Origin of the sequence: Clostridium sp. (assembly GCF_050717515.1) — a bacterium.
GTDB lineage: Bacteria > Bacillota > Clostridia > Clostridiales > Clostridiaceae > Clostridium_AD.
The window spans coordinates 88,760-105,001 of sequence record NZ_JBOITL010000021.1 but is presented as its reverse complement, the minus strand read 5'-3'; the positions used below and the strand labels follow the sequence as shown (position 1 = coordinate 105,001).

Genomic DNA, 16,242 nt, shown 5'->3' with positions numbered 1-16,242 from the left:
TGTACATCGCATTCAAAAGGGAGATTTTAAGATGATAAAAATATTACTTTTCATATCAATTTTGATTATTGTTACTGTTATTATTGTAGGTTGGCATTTTTCTAGTATTATTATAGCTCCTAAAGTTGCTAAATATAATTATACCTACGATTATGAAGTTGAAAAAGGTAAAATAAAAGTAGAAGCATTTACTAACTTAGAAAAACAAGAGGTATATCTAGATTCTAATTATGGTTATAAAATTCATGGTTTCTTCTTTCCAAATAAAGATTCAAAGAAAATTATAATATTATGTCATGGAATAACTTGGAGCTTATATGGTTCTGTTAAATACATGGACATGTTTATAAAAAGAGGTTTTTCCGTTTTTATTTATGATCATAGAAATCATGGTTTAAGTGGTGGAAAAGACACTTCCTATGGTTATTACGAAAAGTATGATTTGAAAAAATGCACAGATTGGATATTTGATAAATTAGGAAAAGATATAATAGTTGGGTTGCATGGCGAATCCATGGGTGCTGGAATAGCTCTTCAAAATATAGCAATAGACCCACGAATTGTGTTTTGTATAGAAGACTGTGGATACTCTGATGCACAAGATTTGTTTAAGTATAGATTAGAAAAAGATTATAATATAAAAAAATTGCCCTTAGTAAAATTAGCAAGTACAATAAGTAAAATTCGAGTTGGCTGGAAATTTAAAGATGTTTCACCTATAACTACTCTACCTGAAGTAGAAATTCCAGTATTATTTATTCATGGTGAAGAGGATGATTATGTACCTACTTTTATGTGTAATCAAATGTATTCAGTAAAGAAGGGTTACAAAGAAATATATATTGCGACCAATGCTGGTCACGCAGCGGCATACTGGAAGAACAAAGATGAATACGAAAAAAGAGTTGATGGATTTTTAAAAGCTATAAACATAATCTAAGTATTGTGATATACTGATACTATAAGTAAAAACATAAATAACGTACCACCTTTATTAAGGTGGTTTTTATATTGTAGAAAGGAAGGTGTGCTTTAATGTTTCAGCTACTGCAAAATGATAAGAAGTACTTGTATACAACAAATTATTCGGGTGATGAAGAAAGCCTATGCAAAATGGAAATAAAGTGCCTCTTTAATAAACCCCTTGATGAAAAGCATTTATTTTCTGATATATATGTGGATCCTTCCAGAAGTCCTTTTATAAAAAAATGCATCTCTATTATATATACCGGAGAAACAATGAAGCAAATTATTGATCAAATTGTTATGGACAAACTGACCAGTGTAAATTATAAGGTTGCTTATATCAATGCTAATGATGAGATCATAGGTTTTCATGAAGGACGCAGCATTGAATTCGAAATAGGCTTTAGTATACTTGGGGAAGCTGAAATGAAAAATCCGGAAATTACTTTTGGTATAACAAAAGTAGATAATAAGTGGATATTTGGTGAATGTGAAAGCAATACCTCAGATTGGTTATTTCATAATAAAAAACCTTTTTCTTATTCTAATGCTCTAAAGGTGAACGTATGTAGAGCATTGGTTAATATAGCCGTAGGTAATAACTTAGATTATAGTGTTGTAGACCCTTGTTGCGGCATCGGAACGGTACTAATTGAAGCTATTTCAATGGGAATTAACATTAAGGGTTATGAGATAAACCCATACATTGGTAAAAATGCCAAGACAAACCTTCGGTATTTTGGATATGAAGATGTAATAATTATTGGTGACATGAATGAAATCCAAAATAAATTTAATGTGGCCATCGTTGATCTTCCTTATGGAATATTTACACAAATTACGCCTGGGGAGCAGTTAGCTATTATGGAGAGTACCCGTCGAATAGCCGAGAGAATGGTAATCATTACTTTTGATGAGATGGATAAGCAAATAACATCTGTAGGATTTCACATAGATGATAAATGTACAGTGTCTAAAGGAACCTTTAAAAGGCATATATATATATGTAGTTAACATTGCAGATGATGGTTAACCTGAATTCATTATATAATATTAATTATGATATTGACACAATATAGCGAGGTATTAAATATGGCAAAAAAAAACAGTAGAACTAATGATCTTTTATATAATTTTAAGGCAAAGGGTTCCGCACAAATATACTCTTTATTAATTAAACTAGTTAACAAAGATAGAGAAGATTTAGCGCAAGCGGTAATAAAAGTTGATTATTTACTAGAATATGCAAGTTCCTGCATAAAGCAAAAGGACTTTGAGGAAGCGAATGAAAGTCTAAATAAGGTTAAAAGCAGAATAGATATGTTAAAAAGCCAAGAAGTTGATACTGAATACCTGGAATATTTATATACTGGAATAGCAAAAAAGGCAAAATCATAATGGAGTAAGTATATTTGATTAAATACAAATATACTTACTCCATTTTTCTATTATAGCGTTAACTTTATGTCTTTTATTAAAAGTTGCTAAATTTAATCAAAAAGTATTGTTAGCATAATAGGTTCCTATCTTATTTTTTTTCCTGAAATTCTATCGACTATGAAAACTATTGCAGCCACTATAAGTAAGGTATTAATCATACCGCCACCAATTTTAAATATAAGTCCTAAAATCCAAAAGAATACTACTATTCCGCCTAACCAACGTAAAAATCCCATTTAAAACACTACCTTTCACATATAAATTTATTTTTTATATATGTTTGAATATTATATCAATAAAATTCTATATTTACAATGTATTAATGGTATTCTATGGAGTATGTAGTGATAAAAAAAATAAGTACATTTGCTTAAGCGCAAATATACTTATTTGATTTTGCTAATATAGAGCTTATTTTTGAAAAATGGTTAATTTCAATTATAATCTATTGTTGGTATAATAGGTTAGGAGATCTTTTTTCTCCCTAAGATCATATTTACCACGAAAACTATTGCAGCCAACACAAGTAACAGATGTATCATACTGCCACCAATTCTAAATATAAGTCCTAAGGCCCAAAAGAATACTACTATTCCGCCTAACCAACGTAAAAATCCCATATAATACACTACCTTTCACATATATTTATTTTCTAAACTCCTTTAGATATTATACTGACCTAAATTTAGTTAAAATATGCAAAGTGATTTTAGTATTAATTTTTATAGGATAATTACGGTTTAAAAATGTAGACGCAAGCTATTTATGAAACTTTTTAATAAACTCCTCTACCTCAGGAATTCCTCCTTGGTAGATTAGATAACCATTATAAGGCTCTCTCTCCGTGATCTCACTACAGATGGGAGTTAGCATAATATCTTTAACTTTACCTAAGTCAGAAGTTTGTCCAAGTGCCCAACCTAGTTTAATGTATGCTACTTCTGGTAGCATGTTTTCTGCAGGTATCATTCCCATGGTCATTAGATCCCGTCCGGTATCGTATACAAACATGTTCACATATCCCCAAAGTGTCTGCACTGTCATATAAATGGCAACTCCTTTTAGTACAGCACGCTTAATTGCTGGATATAAAAGTTTATTTACATGGCCAAGACCTGTGCCTGCAATAACAATTCCTTTATAACCAAGATTAACCATGGCATCGATTATATCAGGGTTCATGTTGGGATAATAGTACAATAGGGATACACGCTCCTCAAATACAGGATTAATAGTTACGTTTCTGTCACTACGCCGATGATTGTAATCCTGCCTAAGGGGCGTTATTTTCTGCCTATCTACCATTGCTAGGGGTATATCTCCAATGGTACGGAAAGTGGAACGGTAGGAGGAGTGCATCTTACGGACTCTTGTGCCACGATGTAGTAATCCATATTCATCAGAGGTTGGTCCAAACATACACACCATCACCTCGGCAATATCTGAATCCGTAGCAGTTTTAGCAGCATGAATTAGGTTTAGTGCAGCGTCTGAAGAGGGCCTATCTGAAGAACGTTGCGAACCTACCATAACAATTGGAATAGGTGAGTTTTGCACCATAAATGACAGTGCCGCAGCTGTATGACTCATAGTATCAGTGCCATGGCCAATCATAATTCCATGGGTGCCTTTTTTGATTTCCTCTCCAATAGCTTTTGCTAAGACTTTATACTCATTGGGCCCCATATTTTCAGAGAAAACTGCAAAAAGCTTCTCAGTGCTTAGGTTGCATATATCTGCAAGCTCGGGAACAGCTCCATACAATTCACCAGGAGAAAAAGCTGGAATAACTGCCCCCGTTCGGTAATCAAGGCGTGATGCAATTGTACCTCCTGTACCTAGGAGCTTTATATTATGCTTGTTTTTAGATGTAGGAAATTCCCTTTCTGGAATTTTATATTGTATCTCTTTGAAATTATATTCTTTCATATCTTGTATAGTATCCACTGTTATTCCTATATTATAACCAGTGGCAAGCTTTATTACTATGTGACCATCATCATCATTTTCAGAGCGAGGAAGTATAACTCCTTTAAAATCACCTCTAGTAGTTGTTATTGTAGCTTCACTCCATATGCGCATATTAAAGCTTTTTAGAACTTCTAGTGACGCGCCCTTGTAACCTTTTAAAATATCACTCATTTGCCTAGGCCTCCTTTACGAATTACCATTGCAAGTTCATGGAGAGGTATATTCCCAATGGCTTTCTCTTGTAAGTTTTTCATAATCCAGTTAAGTTCTGCTTCCGACTTTTTAGAAGTTTTTAGTTTTTTAAATCTTGCCTGCATAATTGGTATAAGCGAAATGATACTATCAGCGCTACACTTAGAAAAATATATAGCTTTTAAAACGTACTTCATTTCCATCTTAGGTCGTTTATATACAACAGGTAGCATCTTATATATAAGCTCAAGTTCTATTTCTTGCTCTTTTATAAAGGCAAAGAGTTTATATATTCTTTCAAAATCAAAGGGTAAATCTGTTTTGAATTTTCCTTGCAGTGATTTAAGCTTATGGCTAAGTAGAGTTGCTACAAATTTAGGCTGCGTATTAAAATCATCACAAATTCTTTGTATAAGAGGAACTAGATTGTACCTTAGAATGTAAAAAAAAGTATCAGCTGGTATGTTCCAATTATTTAACTTAGTTATTTGCGTCTCAACATCAACGGGTAAATTCCTACCTGCAATATCTATGAGCTCTTGACTAATTGAAATTGGTGCTGAATCTGTGTCAGGATACATGCGATCGGCACCCGGCAGTACTCGTTCAAACATAGTGTTACCATTATTAAAGGATTTACGAGTTTCATTTGGAACTCCAATAAAGGCTAGTCTACAGCGTTCTTCAATAGACTCTAAAGCTGTGCTAATATCATCAACAGGCCCCCAGAAAAGAATTTGGGCATCACCTACTTTTGAGTTAAGTAATTTTCGGAGGTATTCAAAATTAATATCCTTATTTTCATTTCTGAATTCCTCAGAATGCGTCATATTTGGTTTTTCTATACAAGCAATAACCTTCAATCTGTCAGAAATCTCATCGGAAAACATTCGGCAAGGCCCAGTGAAAAATGAAAGAATGTCTTTAAAACCTGGTAGGTTAACTGCAACTAGTCTATTTTGTATATTTAAATTGTTTCTAATGCTACTAGATACAAGAGTAATGCTTTCGTCCTCAAGAATTACATGACTAATTTTCCAATGCACAAAGTTTGGTATCTTTTCTATAAGATCATTACGGATTTCTAGAAGACTCTTTTGGCGAAAAGCTTCATTGTGAACTAATTCAGGAATGTAGGTTATATGGGATACACCTTTAATTTCTACCCGAGTTCCACCACTGATACTAACATTAACATCCTCGCGTGCAGCTCCAATGCCTGTCCTTACTTTACCAGTACTACGATTTAAAAAACGAATATAGTTAGCAGCTTCAGCCGCTTCCGCAGGAGTTTTCATATCAGGATAAGTAACTGTCTCAATAAGTGGCATGCCCAAACGATCAGTAGTATATGATCTAACATGGCCTATGTCTGAAATCTCACGGCAGGAATCTTCTTCAATACTTAGTTGAATGATCCGAACTATTTTATTTTTTAAAGGAATCTGCCCTTCAATGCTGATTATCCCCGTACGCTGGAAGCCAGCAGGTATACTTCCATCTAGGTATTGTTTACGGGTGATGTGTAGCTCTCCCACAATATTTGTTTTAAGAAGCAACGCAATCTCTAAGGCAATTCCTAGAGCCTGCTGATTTATCTTAAAAGGTGGTGTATCATCAATATCATAGGTGCAAGTTGTCAAATTGGCAATACGGTACACAATGTTCTTTTTAGTCTTAAACTCCATGAGTGCTGTGCCATCGTATCCGCCCATCTCACTTAAAGTAGGCCGCATATGTCTTATTATTTCTGCATCATATTGTCCCTCCTTTTGAAAGACACCTGCCTGGCAGTGGCAAAAAAGTTTCTTTTCTGTCTTTAGTTGTTGGTGGACCTCTAGACCACACATAAATCCCAAATCCTCATAGACATTTGGGAGAGTTTGATTTAGAGGCGAATAACCAATGCGTCGTTGGGTTTTTATGAAGTTATTTTCCATTTTTATTTAATCCTCCACAATTAATATATTAGAAACTTAAAGTCATTAAATATCTTTACATAGCTGCTATATTCTAAGAATATTAGGTGAAAATGCAATTAGGAAACAAGCCTTTAGTTCATTTATATCTATAAGAAGTATATGTTTAGGATTTTAAAATTATGTGACTATGCATTTGCAAAAAAAACTAGTGGTGGAATAATTTTAAATTGTCAAGTATATTGAGGGTTTAATAGTGTAGGTTCAGAACTTGGACACATAGTTAATGAAGTACTACTGGAAGTTGAAGTAATAAAATTGTTTTAATTATAGGCATATAAGGATATAATATTGTTAACTAGTAAATGATTCAAAGATTACGGTATTTTGCTCTAGTTTATTTAATAGCTTATAGGTAGTTAAAATTTTTCATTGTAGAAAGGTGATGTTAAAATGAGCAAGATTGCACTTATTACTGACAGTACTTCCGATGTTGATAAAGAAATGATTGAAAGGTACGATTTAAAAGTACTGCCTCTAAGAATAATATATAAAGACAGAGAGTATATTGACAGAGTAACTATTACCCCAAAAGAGGTTTATGATAATTTTGTACATGAAATCCCCTCAACTTCATTACCTTCAATGCAAGACATGGAAGACATGTATTTAAAGCTTGAAGAAGAAGGCTATACGCATGCCATAGCAGTGATAATATCTTCGAATTTATCAGGTACCTATAATACATTGAGATTAGCAAGTGAAAATCACCCATCTATAGAAACCTGCGTTTTTGATTCTAAATCACTAACTATTGGTGAAGCCGCAATTGTTGAAGAATGTGGTGAGATGATAAAAATTGGAAAAAGCTTTGCTCAAATTGTAGAAGCTCTTCCAGAAATACGAAGTAGAATCACTGTTTATTATGCAGTGGATACGCTTAAATATCTAATCAAGGGCGGTAGAATCGGAAAAGTTTCTGGGACTATAGGTGAAATATTAAATATAAAACCTATAATTTCAATTAATAGTGATGGCGTGTACTATACTTATGCAAAGTCAAAGGGGAAAAAGAAAGCCATAAGCAAGCTTGTAGATATAGCAAGAGAAGCCCTTGAAATTACTCCTTGTAAAATATGGGTTATGCATGGTGGCGCTTATGAAGAAGTAAAGTCCTTTTCTGAAACAATTGCAGCTCTTCCAAATATTACGAGATTATCCTTTGGAGAAATAAGTCCAGTGGCTGGAGTTCATACAGGACCTGGATTACTTGGAATTATTATAGTAAAGGAAGCGCCTACTAAAAATTAAATAATATCTGTTTTATAATAAAAATATGTTTAAAAAACTGAAATTGCTAAGGAGTGTCCATAATGAATATTCAAGATATAATGTCAGGAGATTTTTCTGCATACCCTGAAGAAACACAAATATTTATGAAGGAATATACAGAAAGACTACGAGAAAGTATAAAAGAAGAATTAATACAGGATATATCCTGCAAGATGCTTAAGGATATAGATAAAAGCAAAGATTATTTTATGAATGTTTTAACGGATATATTAGATAATGGATATAAAGGCCTAAGCAAAATGTCTACTCAGGCACTTATAGACACATATTTAGAACGAAAAAATGAAGAAGATTTTTTTGTGTTATTAGGAAAAGTCAATGAAGAAGTTTAATTCTATAATTAATTACAAAATGTATATAAAAGAGAAACCTATTAAAATTAATGGGTTTTTTTTTGCATCAATTTATTCTAATTTAATTAATTATATTATAAAAAATAATAGGATACAATTAAATAATTTTATCTTTAAATATAGTTGAACTAGTACTTTATGGATAATTCTCCAATTAGAATTGTATCTTCAGGTTGTGTCCAAGTAGCTTCAATTAAAAAATTTATTTTTAATCCCGTTTTATAGCTAAATGAAATTTCACTATCGTGCAACATATGACAATTTTTATAAACCACTAGATTTTTATTAGCTTTATCTTTAATTATAATTGTCCAAATTCCATTTTGAGGCTGAAAAATTTTAGCTGTAATAATTAGCGTTGACCAAAAGGTATTCTTGATTCCCGTTTCATAAAATCCTCTTCCATCATGAATATTCATTTTAAAATCTTGTATAATATTGCTGCTATTACTTGTTACTGCTTCTTCACCCATTATCATATTTTCATTTTTTAATAGTTTTATCATAGACTTTCTCCTTCTTTATTACTCTAAAGGAAGGTAAAAATAATACTTAAGTATTTGTATTCATTAATAAAAATTTCTTATAATTTTAGTATATGTAAAATAATAAAAAATGTTATTAAATAAAATTGACTAATCAAATTAGTGCAAACGATTGCACTAATTTGATTTATTTAGTATAATACAAATAGAAGCTTAAACGTTAAATTATGGGGGGAAATATATGAAAAAAGTCAATAAAATTAACGACAAAAAGTCTACAAATACCAAAAAACAGAGAACTAAAGGTAAAACAAAATCGCATAGTATTAAATTGATTAATTTAATACTTATTATTTTAATATTATCAGTTATATTTTTAGGTTTAGTTGGCACTATAGGCCAAATAACTGTAAAAAAAGTAAACAATAATACTGATATAATTTACAATGACCAATTAGTCTCAATAATAAATATTGGAGAAATTAATAATAATTTTTTAACAATACGCAATAATGTATCAAGAGGAATAGAAAGCCCATTGTATTACAAATTCGAAAAGGATATAAAAGCTAGTGATGGTCAAATAAAAGGAATATTAGAACAGTATAAAAAATCAAGCGGTGACAAGTATCAGACAGAGCATATGGAAAAAATCAAAAAAAATTACAATGATTACATGTTGATGTGGGAAGATATTAAAATTAAGAAAAAAGAAGGAAATGCAGCTTTAACCTTGGAGGTTATTAAAATTAATACTTTAGAAAAAAACATAATTACGTCTATTGATGGTCTCATAAAATATAATAAATTAGCTGCGGAAAAATTAAAAATAAATAGTAGCAAAATATATAAAGATGGAGTTAAGATGCTTTATATTATTAACATAGCAGCAATTTTTATACTAACCGCATTATCTATTAGTATTATAAAAATTATTAAACATTCATTAAAGGAACTTATAGAAGAATTGAATTTTATATCTCAGGGTGATTTTACAGCAAATATAAATATTAGTGATAATAATGAATTTGGTATAATGAAAAAATCTTTAGCTAAAATGATTGATAATGTGTCAAGTACATTAAAATCGGTAACAGAGAATTCAGACTGTATAGTTGAACAATCTTATAGTTTAAACCAAGTATCACAGGAAATGAACTTGGCTTCAAAGCAAATTGCTACATCTATGGAGAGTGTTGCTGAGGGTTCTATATCACAGAGTGGAAATTTATTAAATATAGATGAAACAATAATTAAATTAAGGCATGAGATAGCTAGTATTTTAACTTATATGGAACAATTGGGAAATGATTCAAAAACAACAGAAAACATAGCTGAGAAAGGAAATGAAGAAATTAGAACTTTGATGGTAGCTATGGGAAGTATAAATAGTTCTTTTAACAGTGTTAATAGTGAAATAGCTATTTTAAGTAAGAAGATTCAACAAATAAACAGCATATCAAATATGATTAAATCTATATCAGATAAAACAAACTTACTAGCACTAAATGCAGCAATAGAAGCTGCGAGGGCAGGTGATGCTGGTAAAGGGTTTGCTATTGTTGCTGAGGCAATAAGAGGCCTTGCTGAGCAATCTAAAGATTCATCAAAAGAAATTAATATCTTAGTGGAAGATATTTCCTTAGGAGCAGACAACGTAGTTAATATTACACAGAAAGTAAATGGCCATTTGAAAATTCAGAATGAAGCTTATGACAACACTGTTAGTTCTTTTAAAAAGATTGCAAATGCAGTAGGAGATATACAACCTAAGATTAAATATATCAATGAGAGGATAATAGGATTAAGCTCTGAACAAGACGAGCTAATTGTAAAGGTGGATAAAGTAAATTTGATATCAAAAGAGAATTCAGAATTATCTCAACAAATAACCGCATCCTCGGAGGAAATGACCGCAGCAGCCGATGAAGTTTCTTGTTCCTCGCAGTTACTTAGCACTATGGCAGTTAAAATGAACGAACAGATTAATAAATTCAAACTTTCTAATTGAAAATAGTTAAAATAGTATATAATAAATTTATATACTATTTTTTATGTAAAAATACAACTATGACTAGCAGATAAGAAATATGAAGGCATAAAAGTATAAATTTTTAAAAGATACAAAGGGGTGGGAATATGGCTATAGTGGTTTTTTTTTGTGGGCTCTTAGTTGGGCGTTTTTTAAGTATTCTTATAAAAAAAATTTCCAGCATAGTTGCTAATAGAGAAAATAATGAAAAATATATTAATATTAAGGATTCGAAAAAGCTTGAAAATCACACTAAATTTACAAGCAAAAATATTATAGTGATTTTAATTAGTGGCTTATTATTTTTAATTTCCTTTTTACAAATTGGATTAAATATTATTTTTATTAAAGCCTTAATTTTAGATTCTATACTGATTGTTATTTCTTTTATTGATATTGAACATCAGATTATTCCCAATAAATTAATTGTTTTTACATTAGTAATGGGTACTCTTTTTTCATTTATTGATAATATTTCTTTTATGAATTCAATATTGGGAATGTTACTTGGAGGGGGATTACTTCTTATTTTAGCACTTGTACCTGGTTCACTCGGGGGAGGAGATATCAAATTAATGTTTGTGCTTGGAATATTTTTGGGAGCAAAAGGAGTTTTATTTGCACTGTTTTTAGCTTTTTTTATAGCCGCAATAATAAGCGTATTATTATTGCTTTTTAAAATAAAAAAAAGAAAAGATCATATACCTTTTGCTCCATTTTTAGCACTAGGGAGCTTTATAGCTTTCCATTTTTTAAATATTATATGATTGTTAATATTATGTAATTTTTAATTTAATAATACTTAAGAAAATAAAAACATATTTAAAGTGTTAATTGCCCTTAGGAAATGTAGATATTAGACGATATATGTATTGTAGATAAAATATCTCTTGTTATTTTTTAAAAATAATAAAAAGATACAATATAAAAATTTTATTTATTATTAAAAAATCAATATAAGAAGGTGATATAATAATGAATAATTTAACCATAGATATTGGTAATATTAATGATATTATAAAAAAAATAATTCAGCAAATAAGCAATAGCCGCGAACAAATTCTTGAAATAATTGATAACGTAAGAATAGAGTATGAAAATCAAAAATCAGAGCTTTTGTTAATCAGAGTAAATATAGATAAAGTTATTAATGAAGTTGATTCACTTGAAGCACAGGATAAACTTATGCGCAAAAAACTAGTGGAGGTTTCAAAAAAATTCAACTCATATAATGAAGGTGAAATTAAATCTGTATATGAAAGTGCTTCGGATATTAGAGTAAAGTTTATTATCAAGCAAAATGATGAAAGGCAACTTAGAGAAAAAAGAGATGCATTAGAAATAGTTTTAAAAAAATCTATAAAGAATATAGATAATTCAGAAAAAGTAATTAACCAAATAAGTATTGCTATGGGATATTTAGAGGGGGACATTCTTTCAGTTTTAGAAGGCGCTGATAAAAGTTCTGATATGTTTATAGGAATAAAAATATTAGAAGCACAAGAAAATGAACGAAAAAGAATATCAAGGGATATTCATGATGGACCTGCACAACATATTGCTAATATTATTATGAAAGCAGATATTTGTAAAAAGGTTATTCAAAAGGATTTAGATGAAGGACTTAAAGAATTATCTGATTTAAAAGAAAGTGTAAAAGTGGCTTTAAAAGAAGTTAGAAGTATTATTTTTGATTTAAGACCTATGACATTAGATGATTTAGGATTAAACAAAACAATTGAACAAGCTGTAAAATCTATTTCAGAAGAGTTTAGTATGGATATTAATTTAAAATTAAAACCTATGGACACAGAGGTGGAATCCATTATTCAAGTAGCGGTGTTTCGTATTCTTCAGGAAATTTTCAATAATATAAAAAAACATTCCAAAGCAAATCATGTGGAGGTCAAATTAGATTTTGGTACAAAATATTTAAGGCTACTCATATCAGATGACGGTATTGGTTTTGATGTGGAAGAAACTTTAAAAAAAGTAAAAACCAAAGGAACTTCTTATGGACTTATTGGTATATTGGATAGAGTAAACCAATTACAAGGCCAAATTCATATAGAATCGCGGGCGGAAGCAGGATGCGTTTATAATGTGTTGCTTCCAGTTAATCGAGAGGTGATTAGAGATGAAAAAAGAGGACATTAAAGTATTAATAGCAGATGACCACGATCTCATTAGACAAGGATTAAAGAGAATAATTAGTTTCGAGGATGATATAATTATAGTTGGAGAGGCTGAAAATGGTGAGAAGGTGCTTGATATGTTAAATAATTGTGAACCTGATGTCATATTGTTAGATATGAAAATGCCTTTAATGGATGGGCTTGAAGTGCTCCAAAAGTCAAAGGAAAAATTAAACAGTATAAAAATAATCATGCTTACAGTTGAAAATGACAGGACTTTTATTCTAGATGCTATTAACAAAGGAGCAGATGGATATGTACTTAAAGAGTCTGCAGGCACAGAAATTGTGGAGGCCATCAGAACAGTGTATGATGGAGACAAATATATTGATAAATCACTAGTTTCTATTCTGTTTTCGGGATTTAAATTAAAAGATAAAAAAAAGCAGTGTGTTTTAGATTCCTTATCAAAAAGAGAAATTGAAGTTTTATTATATATTTCAAAAGGATTAAGTAATAAAGATATTGGAGAACGTCTGTTTTTATCAGAAAAAACAGTAAAGAACTATGCCACAACTTTGTTTAGAAAAATAGGAGCACATGATCGTGTTCATGCCACTATTTTTGCACTAGAAGAGCACATTCAGATGTATTATGAATCTAAGTTTCAAGAATAATTCAAATAGGGACTTTTTTCAATAAAAAATAGGGACTAATGTCCCTATTTTTTATTGACTTTTATACCTATAGAATGTGACTTTTAGTATCTTATATGTCTTTCTATTTAGGAATATAATGAGCTTAATAAAAGAACAAAGTTTAAAATAAATCAAATATAACAAATAAGAGGAGGAATTATTATGCTAAGATATTTTATGAATTATGTATCATCAAAGGTTAGAGAAGAAGAAGGACAAGGAATGGTTGAATATGCATTATTAGTTGGACTTATAGCTGTAGTTGTAATTGCTGCAGTAACATTGCTTGGAGGTGATATTAAAGCTAAATTCGAAGCTATCACTAACGTACTATAATATCAAACATAACAGAGGTGGCCAGTATGAAGAGGTTAAGAAATGAAAAAGGACAATCCCTTGTAGAGTTTGCAATTTTGCTCCCTTTGTTATTGTTACTATTGATGGGAATTTTAGAATTTGGCATAATGCTAAACTCATATCTAACCATCCACAATTCAGCTAGAGAAGGTGCTAGGCTTGGTATAGTTTCTGGTTCTAATATTGAAATCAAAGAATTGATTAACAACATTTCTCCTAATTTAGACAGTGAGAATCTAATAGTAAACATAACGCCATTAGAAGGAATGAGAAGTTCTGGTGATACCCTTACAGTAGAGGTTATATATAATTACCATGTAATTATTCCTATAATAAGTAATATTCTTCATAATGTGGTGGTGTTAAAGGCGCAAACATCCATGAGGATAGAATGAGTGTTGAGTTGGAAGCTCTGCAGGAGATGGTATAATGCTAAAATTAGATAATAAAGGAAATGTTGCTATTATATTATGTTTAGTTTTTACAGCACTTTTGGGGTTTACAGCTTTTGTGATAGATATTGGTTTAGTTTATGTAGAAAAAGTTAAATTATCTAATGCTATTGATTCAGCAGTTCTGGCGGCAAGTCTAGAACTACCTATGGATGATAATAAAGCAAGAAATGTTGCTATAGAATACCTTCAAAAGAATAATGTTGATCCAAGCAAAGTTACAATTACTATAAGTGATAATAATAAAAGCATACAAATGCAGGGAATAAAAAATGTGAATCATATTTTTGCACCTATTCTAGGAATAAATAGCAGTAATATAAATGCAATTACAAAAGCAATTATAGCACCTGTAAAATCTGTAAAATCTGGTGTTAGACCCTTTGCAGTTGAGGTATTTGAGTTTTCTTATGGGGATGTGGTAACACTCAAAGAAGGTGCTGGTGATGGCTATCATGGAAATTATGGTGCAGTTGCATTGGGAGGTACTGGTGCGAATCTATTCAAATCAAACGCACTTTATGGTTATAATGGTACATTAACAGTGGGTGATATGATAGATACTGAACCCGGTAACATGGCAGGAGCTACTAATGAAATCAAAAATTATATTAATTCAGAATATAGTAGTTTTAATAATTTCAAAAGAAATTCTATTAGATTATGGACAATGCCTTTAGTGGATTCGCTAGACGTTAATGGAAGAAAAGAAGTATCAATAGTTGGGTTCGGAGAATTTTATGTTGAAACAATTACAAAAAACTCAGGAAAAATCGAAATCCAGGGACGTTTTATTAGATATGTAACAAATGGCGAGATTGACATGACGCTAAGTGATACTGGCATCTATGGATCCAAACTTGTAAAATAAGACTTAAAAGTAAAAAATATGGGTGGTGTTTTTATGAAAAATACAGGAAAACGATTAATACTGATATCATTCATGTTGGCAGTAGTAAGTAGCATAGCTATATTTATATATTTAAAATCTGTAAAAACACCAGACATATCCCTTAAAGAAAAAACTATTTTAGTTGCTAATGAAACAATAGCGGCAAGAACTGTAATATCTAAAAAAATGGTAAAAGAAATTCAAGTGCCTGACAATGCAATATTCAAAGATTATATTGTGGAATCTTCTAATATTGTTGGCAAATATTCAAAGGAAACTATTTTAAAAGATGAGGGTTTCCATAAAGATAAGCTGATTAATGAACTTAAGAATGAATTGAGTTTAAAAATAGCAGGTAATAATAGAGGGATTTCTATAAATGTTAATGGAAGTACAGGAGTGTCAGACCTTATTAAACAGGGGGATTTTGTTGACATAATTGTGTATTTATCAGAGAAGAAAGATAGTCAAAAGATTATTAGACCGGATTTGTCAAGAATCCTACTTCAAAATATTCAAGTTATAGCCATAGATAAATCACTTAATAGAGATGACTCGCAAAGAGTAGTAGTGCCTACTAATTACCTAGTAACATTATCTGTGCCAATTTTTGATATAGAAAAATTAACACTGGCAGAAGATATTGGTCAGTTAAAACTAATTTTACGGCCTTTAATCCCAGATTATATACACAAAACAGAAGGTGCAATTTGGCAAGATCTTATTTTGGATGATTCTAAGGAAATGAAGAATTTATTTCCAGAATATAAGGCAAAACCAGCAGAAGTAGCTAAAGTCGATGTAGGTGATTATAAGTATGAAAAATATGTTTATTATGTTATAAAACAAGGTGACACTTTAAGAAAAATAAGTAAAGCTTTTTATGGAGATCCAGAAAAATATGTATTAATAAAACAAGCTAACGGAATTTGGGAGGAAAATCTAATTAAGGCTGGAACAGGCATTAAAATCCCGGCACTAGAGAAATAGGGGTGAA

General features: G+C 30.7%; 18 protein-coding genes. 13 read left to right on the top strand and 5 right to left on the bottom strand.

All coding sequences use genetic code 11. The features are described from left to right. Positions 1 to 31: 31 nt before the first annotated feature. From ACREV6_RS06535 to ACREV6_RS06525, 3 genes are all read left to right on the top strand, one after another. Entirely contained in the window at positions 32 to 940 is a 909-nt protein-coding gene (locus tag ACREV6_RS06535) for an alpha/beta hydrolase (protein WP_431577201.1), read from the top strand. A 95-nt stretch (positions 941 to 1,035) separates the two neighbouring features. Further along, a complete protein-coding gene (locus ACREV6_RS06530) occupies positions 1,036 to 1,980 on the top strand; it encodes a TRM11 family SAM-dependent methyltransferase (protein ID WP_431577200.1) in 945 nt (314 codons plus the stop codon). A 78-nt stretch (positions 1,981 to 2,058) separates the two neighbouring features. After that, on the top strand, positions 2,059 to 2,364 hold the full coding sequence (locus ACREV6_RS06525; protein WP_431577199.1) for a hypothetical protein: 306 nt from the start codon (positions 2,059 to 2,061) through the stop codon (positions 2,362 to 2,364). Positions 2,365 to 2,489: 125 nt separating this feature from the next. On the opposite strand, the gene ACREV6_RS06520 is transcribed toward ACREV6_RS06525, so the two are convergent. From ACREV6_RS06520 to gatE, 4 genes are all read right to left on the bottom strand, one after another. Beyond that, on the bottom strand, positions 2,490 to 2,642 hold the full coding sequence (locus ACREV6_RS06520; protein WP_431577198.1) for a lmo0937 family membrane protein: 153 nt from the start codon (positions 2,640 to 2,642) through the stop codon (positions 2,490 to 2,492). Positions 2,643 to 2,870: 228 nt separating this feature from the next. Next, positions 2,871 to 3,026: a lmo0937 family membrane protein gene (locus ACREV6_RS06515; protein WP_431577197.1), complete on the bottom strand. Its 156-nt coding sequence runs from the start codon at positions 3,024 to 3,026 to the stop codon at positions 2,871 to 2,873. 139 nt (positions 3,027 to 3,165) lie between these two features. After that, positions 3,166 to 4,548 carry a Glu-tRNA(Gln) amidotransferase subunit GatD gene (gene gatD, locus ACREV6_RS06510; protein WP_431577196.1) on the bottom strand — a complete coding sequence of 461 codons (1,383 nt, stop codon included), beginning with the start codon at positions 4,546 to 4,548 and terminating at the stop codon, positions 3,166 to 3,168. Further along, positions 4,545 to 6,509 (bottom strand): Glu-tRNA(Gln) amidotransferase subunit GatE, encoded by a 1,965-nt coding sequence (gene gatE / locus ACREV6_RS06505; RefSeq protein ID WP_431577195.1) that lies wholly within the window; start codon positions 6,507 to 6,509, stop codon positions 4,545 to 4,547. The genes gatD and gatE overlap by 4 nt, the downstream gene beginning before the upstream one ends. Before the next feature lie 432 nt (positions 6,510 to 6,941). Here gatE and ACREV6_RS06500 point away from each other — a divergent pair, with 432 nt between their 5' ends. Together ACREV6_RS06500 and ACREV6_RS06495 are read left to right on the top strand one after the other, a co-directional pair. Beyond that, positions 6,942 to 7,799 (top strand): DegV family protein, encoded by an 858-nt coding sequence (locus ACREV6_RS06500; RefSeq protein ID WP_431577194.1) that lies wholly within the window; start codon positions 6,942 to 6,944, stop codon positions 7,797 to 7,799. A gap of 62 nt (positions 7,800 to 7,861) precedes the next feature. Next, positions 7,862 to 8,173, top strand: a complete 312-nt coding sequence (locus ACREV6_RS06495; protein ID WP_431577193.1) for a hypothetical protein — start codon at positions 7,862 to 7,864, stop codon at positions 8,171 to 8,173. A 149-nt stretch (positions 8,174 to 8,322) separates the two neighbouring features. Here the strand turns inward: ACREV6_RS06495 and ACREV6_RS06490 are convergent, their stop codons facing one another. Then, a complete protein-coding gene (locus ACREV6_RS06490) occupies positions 8,323 to 8,700 on the bottom strand; it encodes a hypothetical protein (protein ID WP_431577192.1) in 378 nt (125 codons plus the stop codon). A 220-nt stretch (positions 8,701 to 8,920) separates the two neighbouring features. Here ACREV6_RS06490 and ACREV6_RS06485 point away from each other — a divergent pair, with 220 nt between their 5' ends. The 8 genes from ACREV6_RS06485 to cpaB all read left to right on the top strand — a co-directional run bounded on the left by ACREV6_RS06485 (position 8,921) and on the right by cpaB (position 16,235). Then, complete coding sequence (locus ACREV6_RS06485) at positions 8,921 to 10,690, top strand: methyl-accepting chemotaxis protein (protein WP_431577191.1); 1,770 nt, start codon at positions 8,921 to 8,923, stop codon at positions 10,688 to 10,690. 128 nt (positions 10,691 to 10,818) lie between these two features. Next, positions 10,819 to 11,478, top strand: coding sequence for a prepilin peptidase (locus ACREV6_RS06480; protein WP_431577190.1), 660 nt, complete (start codon positions 10,819 to 10,821; stop codon positions 11,476 to 11,478). Between the two features lie 208 nt (positions 11,479 to 11,686). Beyond that, complete coding sequence (locus ACREV6_RS06475) at positions 11,687 to 12,868, top strand: sensor histidine kinase (RefSeq protein ID WP_431577189.1); 1,182 nt, start codon at positions 11,687 to 11,689, stop codon at positions 12,866 to 12,868. Continuing rightward, on the top strand, positions 12,849 to 13,523 hold the full coding sequence (locus ACREV6_RS06470; RefSeq protein WP_431577188.1) for a response regulator: 675 nt from the start codon (positions 12,849 to 12,851) through the stop codon (positions 13,521 to 13,523). The genes ACREV6_RS06475 and ACREV6_RS06470 overlap by 20 nt, the downstream gene beginning before the upstream one ends. A 183-nt stretch (positions 13,524 to 13,706) precedes the next feature. After that, entirely contained in the window at positions 13,707 to 13,880 is a 174-nt protein-coding gene (locus ACREV6_RS06465) for a Flp family type IVb pilin (protein ID WP_431577187.1), read from the top strand. Between the two features lie 26 nt (positions 13,881 to 13,906). Beyond that, a complete protein-coding gene (locus tag ACREV6_RS06460) occupies positions 13,907 to 14,296 on the top strand; it encodes a TadE/TadG family type IV pilus assembly protein (protein WP_431577186.1) in 390 nt (129 codons plus the stop codon). A 34-nt stretch (positions 14,297 to 14,330) separates the two neighbouring features. Beyond that, on the top strand, positions 14,331 to 15,224 hold the full coding sequence (locus ACREV6_RS06455) for a TadE/TadG family type IV pilus assembly protein (RefSeq protein ID WP_431577185.1): 894 nt from the start codon (positions 14,331 to 14,333) through the stop codon (positions 15,222 to 15,224). Between the two features lie 33 nt (positions 15,225 to 15,257). After that, positions 15,258 to 16,235, top strand: a complete 978-nt coding sequence (cpaB, locus tag ACREV6_RS06450; RefSeq protein WP_431577184.1) for a Flp pilus assembly protein CpaB — start codon at positions 15,258 to 15,260, stop codon at positions 16,233 to 16,235. The last annotated feature ends 7 nt before the right edge of the window (positions 16,236 to 16,242 follow it).

Excerpts from the sequence above, each read along its gene's own strand:
- ACREV6_RS06480 (WP_431577190.1), top strand. The coding sequence starts at position 10,819 with ATGGCTATAGTGGTTTTTTTTTGTGGGCTCTTAGTTGGGCGTTTTTTA.
- ACREV6_RS06520 (WP_431577198.1), bottom strand. The coding sequence starts at position 2,642 with ATGGGATTTTTACGTTGGTTAGGCGGAATAGTAGTATTCTTTTGGATT.
- ACREV6_RS06460 (WP_431577186.1), top strand. The coding sequence starts at position 13,907 with ATGAAGAGGTTAAGAAATGAAAAAGGACAATCCCTTGTAGAGTTTGCA.
- ACREV6_RS06485 (WP_431577191.1), top strand. The coding sequence starts at position 8,921 with ATGAAAAAAGTCAATAAAATTAACGACAAAAAGTCTACAAATACCAAA.
- gatE (WP_431577195.1), bottom strand. The coding sequence starts at position 6,509 with ATGGAAAATAACTTCATAAAAACCCAACGACGCATTGGTTATTCGCCT.
- gatD (WP_431577196.1), bottom strand. The coding sequence starts at position 4,548 with ATGAGTGATATTTTAAAAGGTTACAAGGGCGCGTCACTAGAAGTTCTA.
- cpaB (WP_431577184.1), top strand. The coding sequence starts at position 15,258 with ATGAAAAATACAGGAAAACGATTAATACTGATATCATTCATGTTGGCA.
- ACREV6_RS06465 (WP_431577187.1), top strand. The coding sequence starts at position 13,707 with ATGCTAAGATATTTTATGAATTATGTATCATCAAAGGTTAGAGAAGAA.
- ACREV6_RS06535 (WP_431577201.1), top strand. The coding sequence starts at position 32 with ATGATAAAAATATTACTTTTCATATCAATTTTGATTATTGTTACTGTT.
- ACREV6_RS06500 (WP_431577194.1), top strand. The coding sequence starts at position 6,942 with ATGAGCAAGATTGCACTTATTACTGACAGTACTTCCGATGTTGATAAA.
- ACREV6_RS06515 (WP_431577197.1), bottom strand. The coding sequence starts at position 3,026 with ATGGGATTTTTACGTTGGTTAGGCGGAATAGTAGTATTCTTTTGGGCC.
- ACREV6_RS06530 (WP_431577200.1), top strand. The coding sequence starts at position 1,036 with ATGTTTCAGCTACTGCAAAATGATAAGAAGTACTTGTATACAACAAAT.
- ACREV6_RS06525 (WP_431577199.1), top strand. The coding sequence starts at position 2,059 with ATGGCAAAAAAAAACAGTAGAACTAATGATCTTTTATATAATTTTAAG.
- ACREV6_RS06455 (WP_431577185.1), top strand. The coding sequence starts at position 14,331 with ATGCTAAAATTAGATAATAAAGGAAATGTTGCTATTATATTATGTTTA.
- ACREV6_RS06495 (WP_431577193.1), top strand. The coding sequence starts at position 7,862 with ATGAATATTCAAGATATAATGTCAGGAGATTTTTCTGCATACCCTGAA.
- ACREV6_RS06470 (WP_431577188.1), top strand. The coding sequence starts at position 12,849 with ATGAAAAAAGAGGACATTAAAGTATTAATAGCAGATGACCACGATCTC.
- ACREV6_RS06490 (WP_431577192.1), bottom strand. The coding sequence starts at position 8,700 with ATGATAAAACTATTAAAAAATGAAAATATGATAATGGGTGAAGAAGCA.
- ACREV6_RS06475 (WP_431577189.1), top strand. The coding sequence starts at position 11,687 with ATGAATAATTTAACCATAGATATTGGTAATATTAATGATATTATAAAA.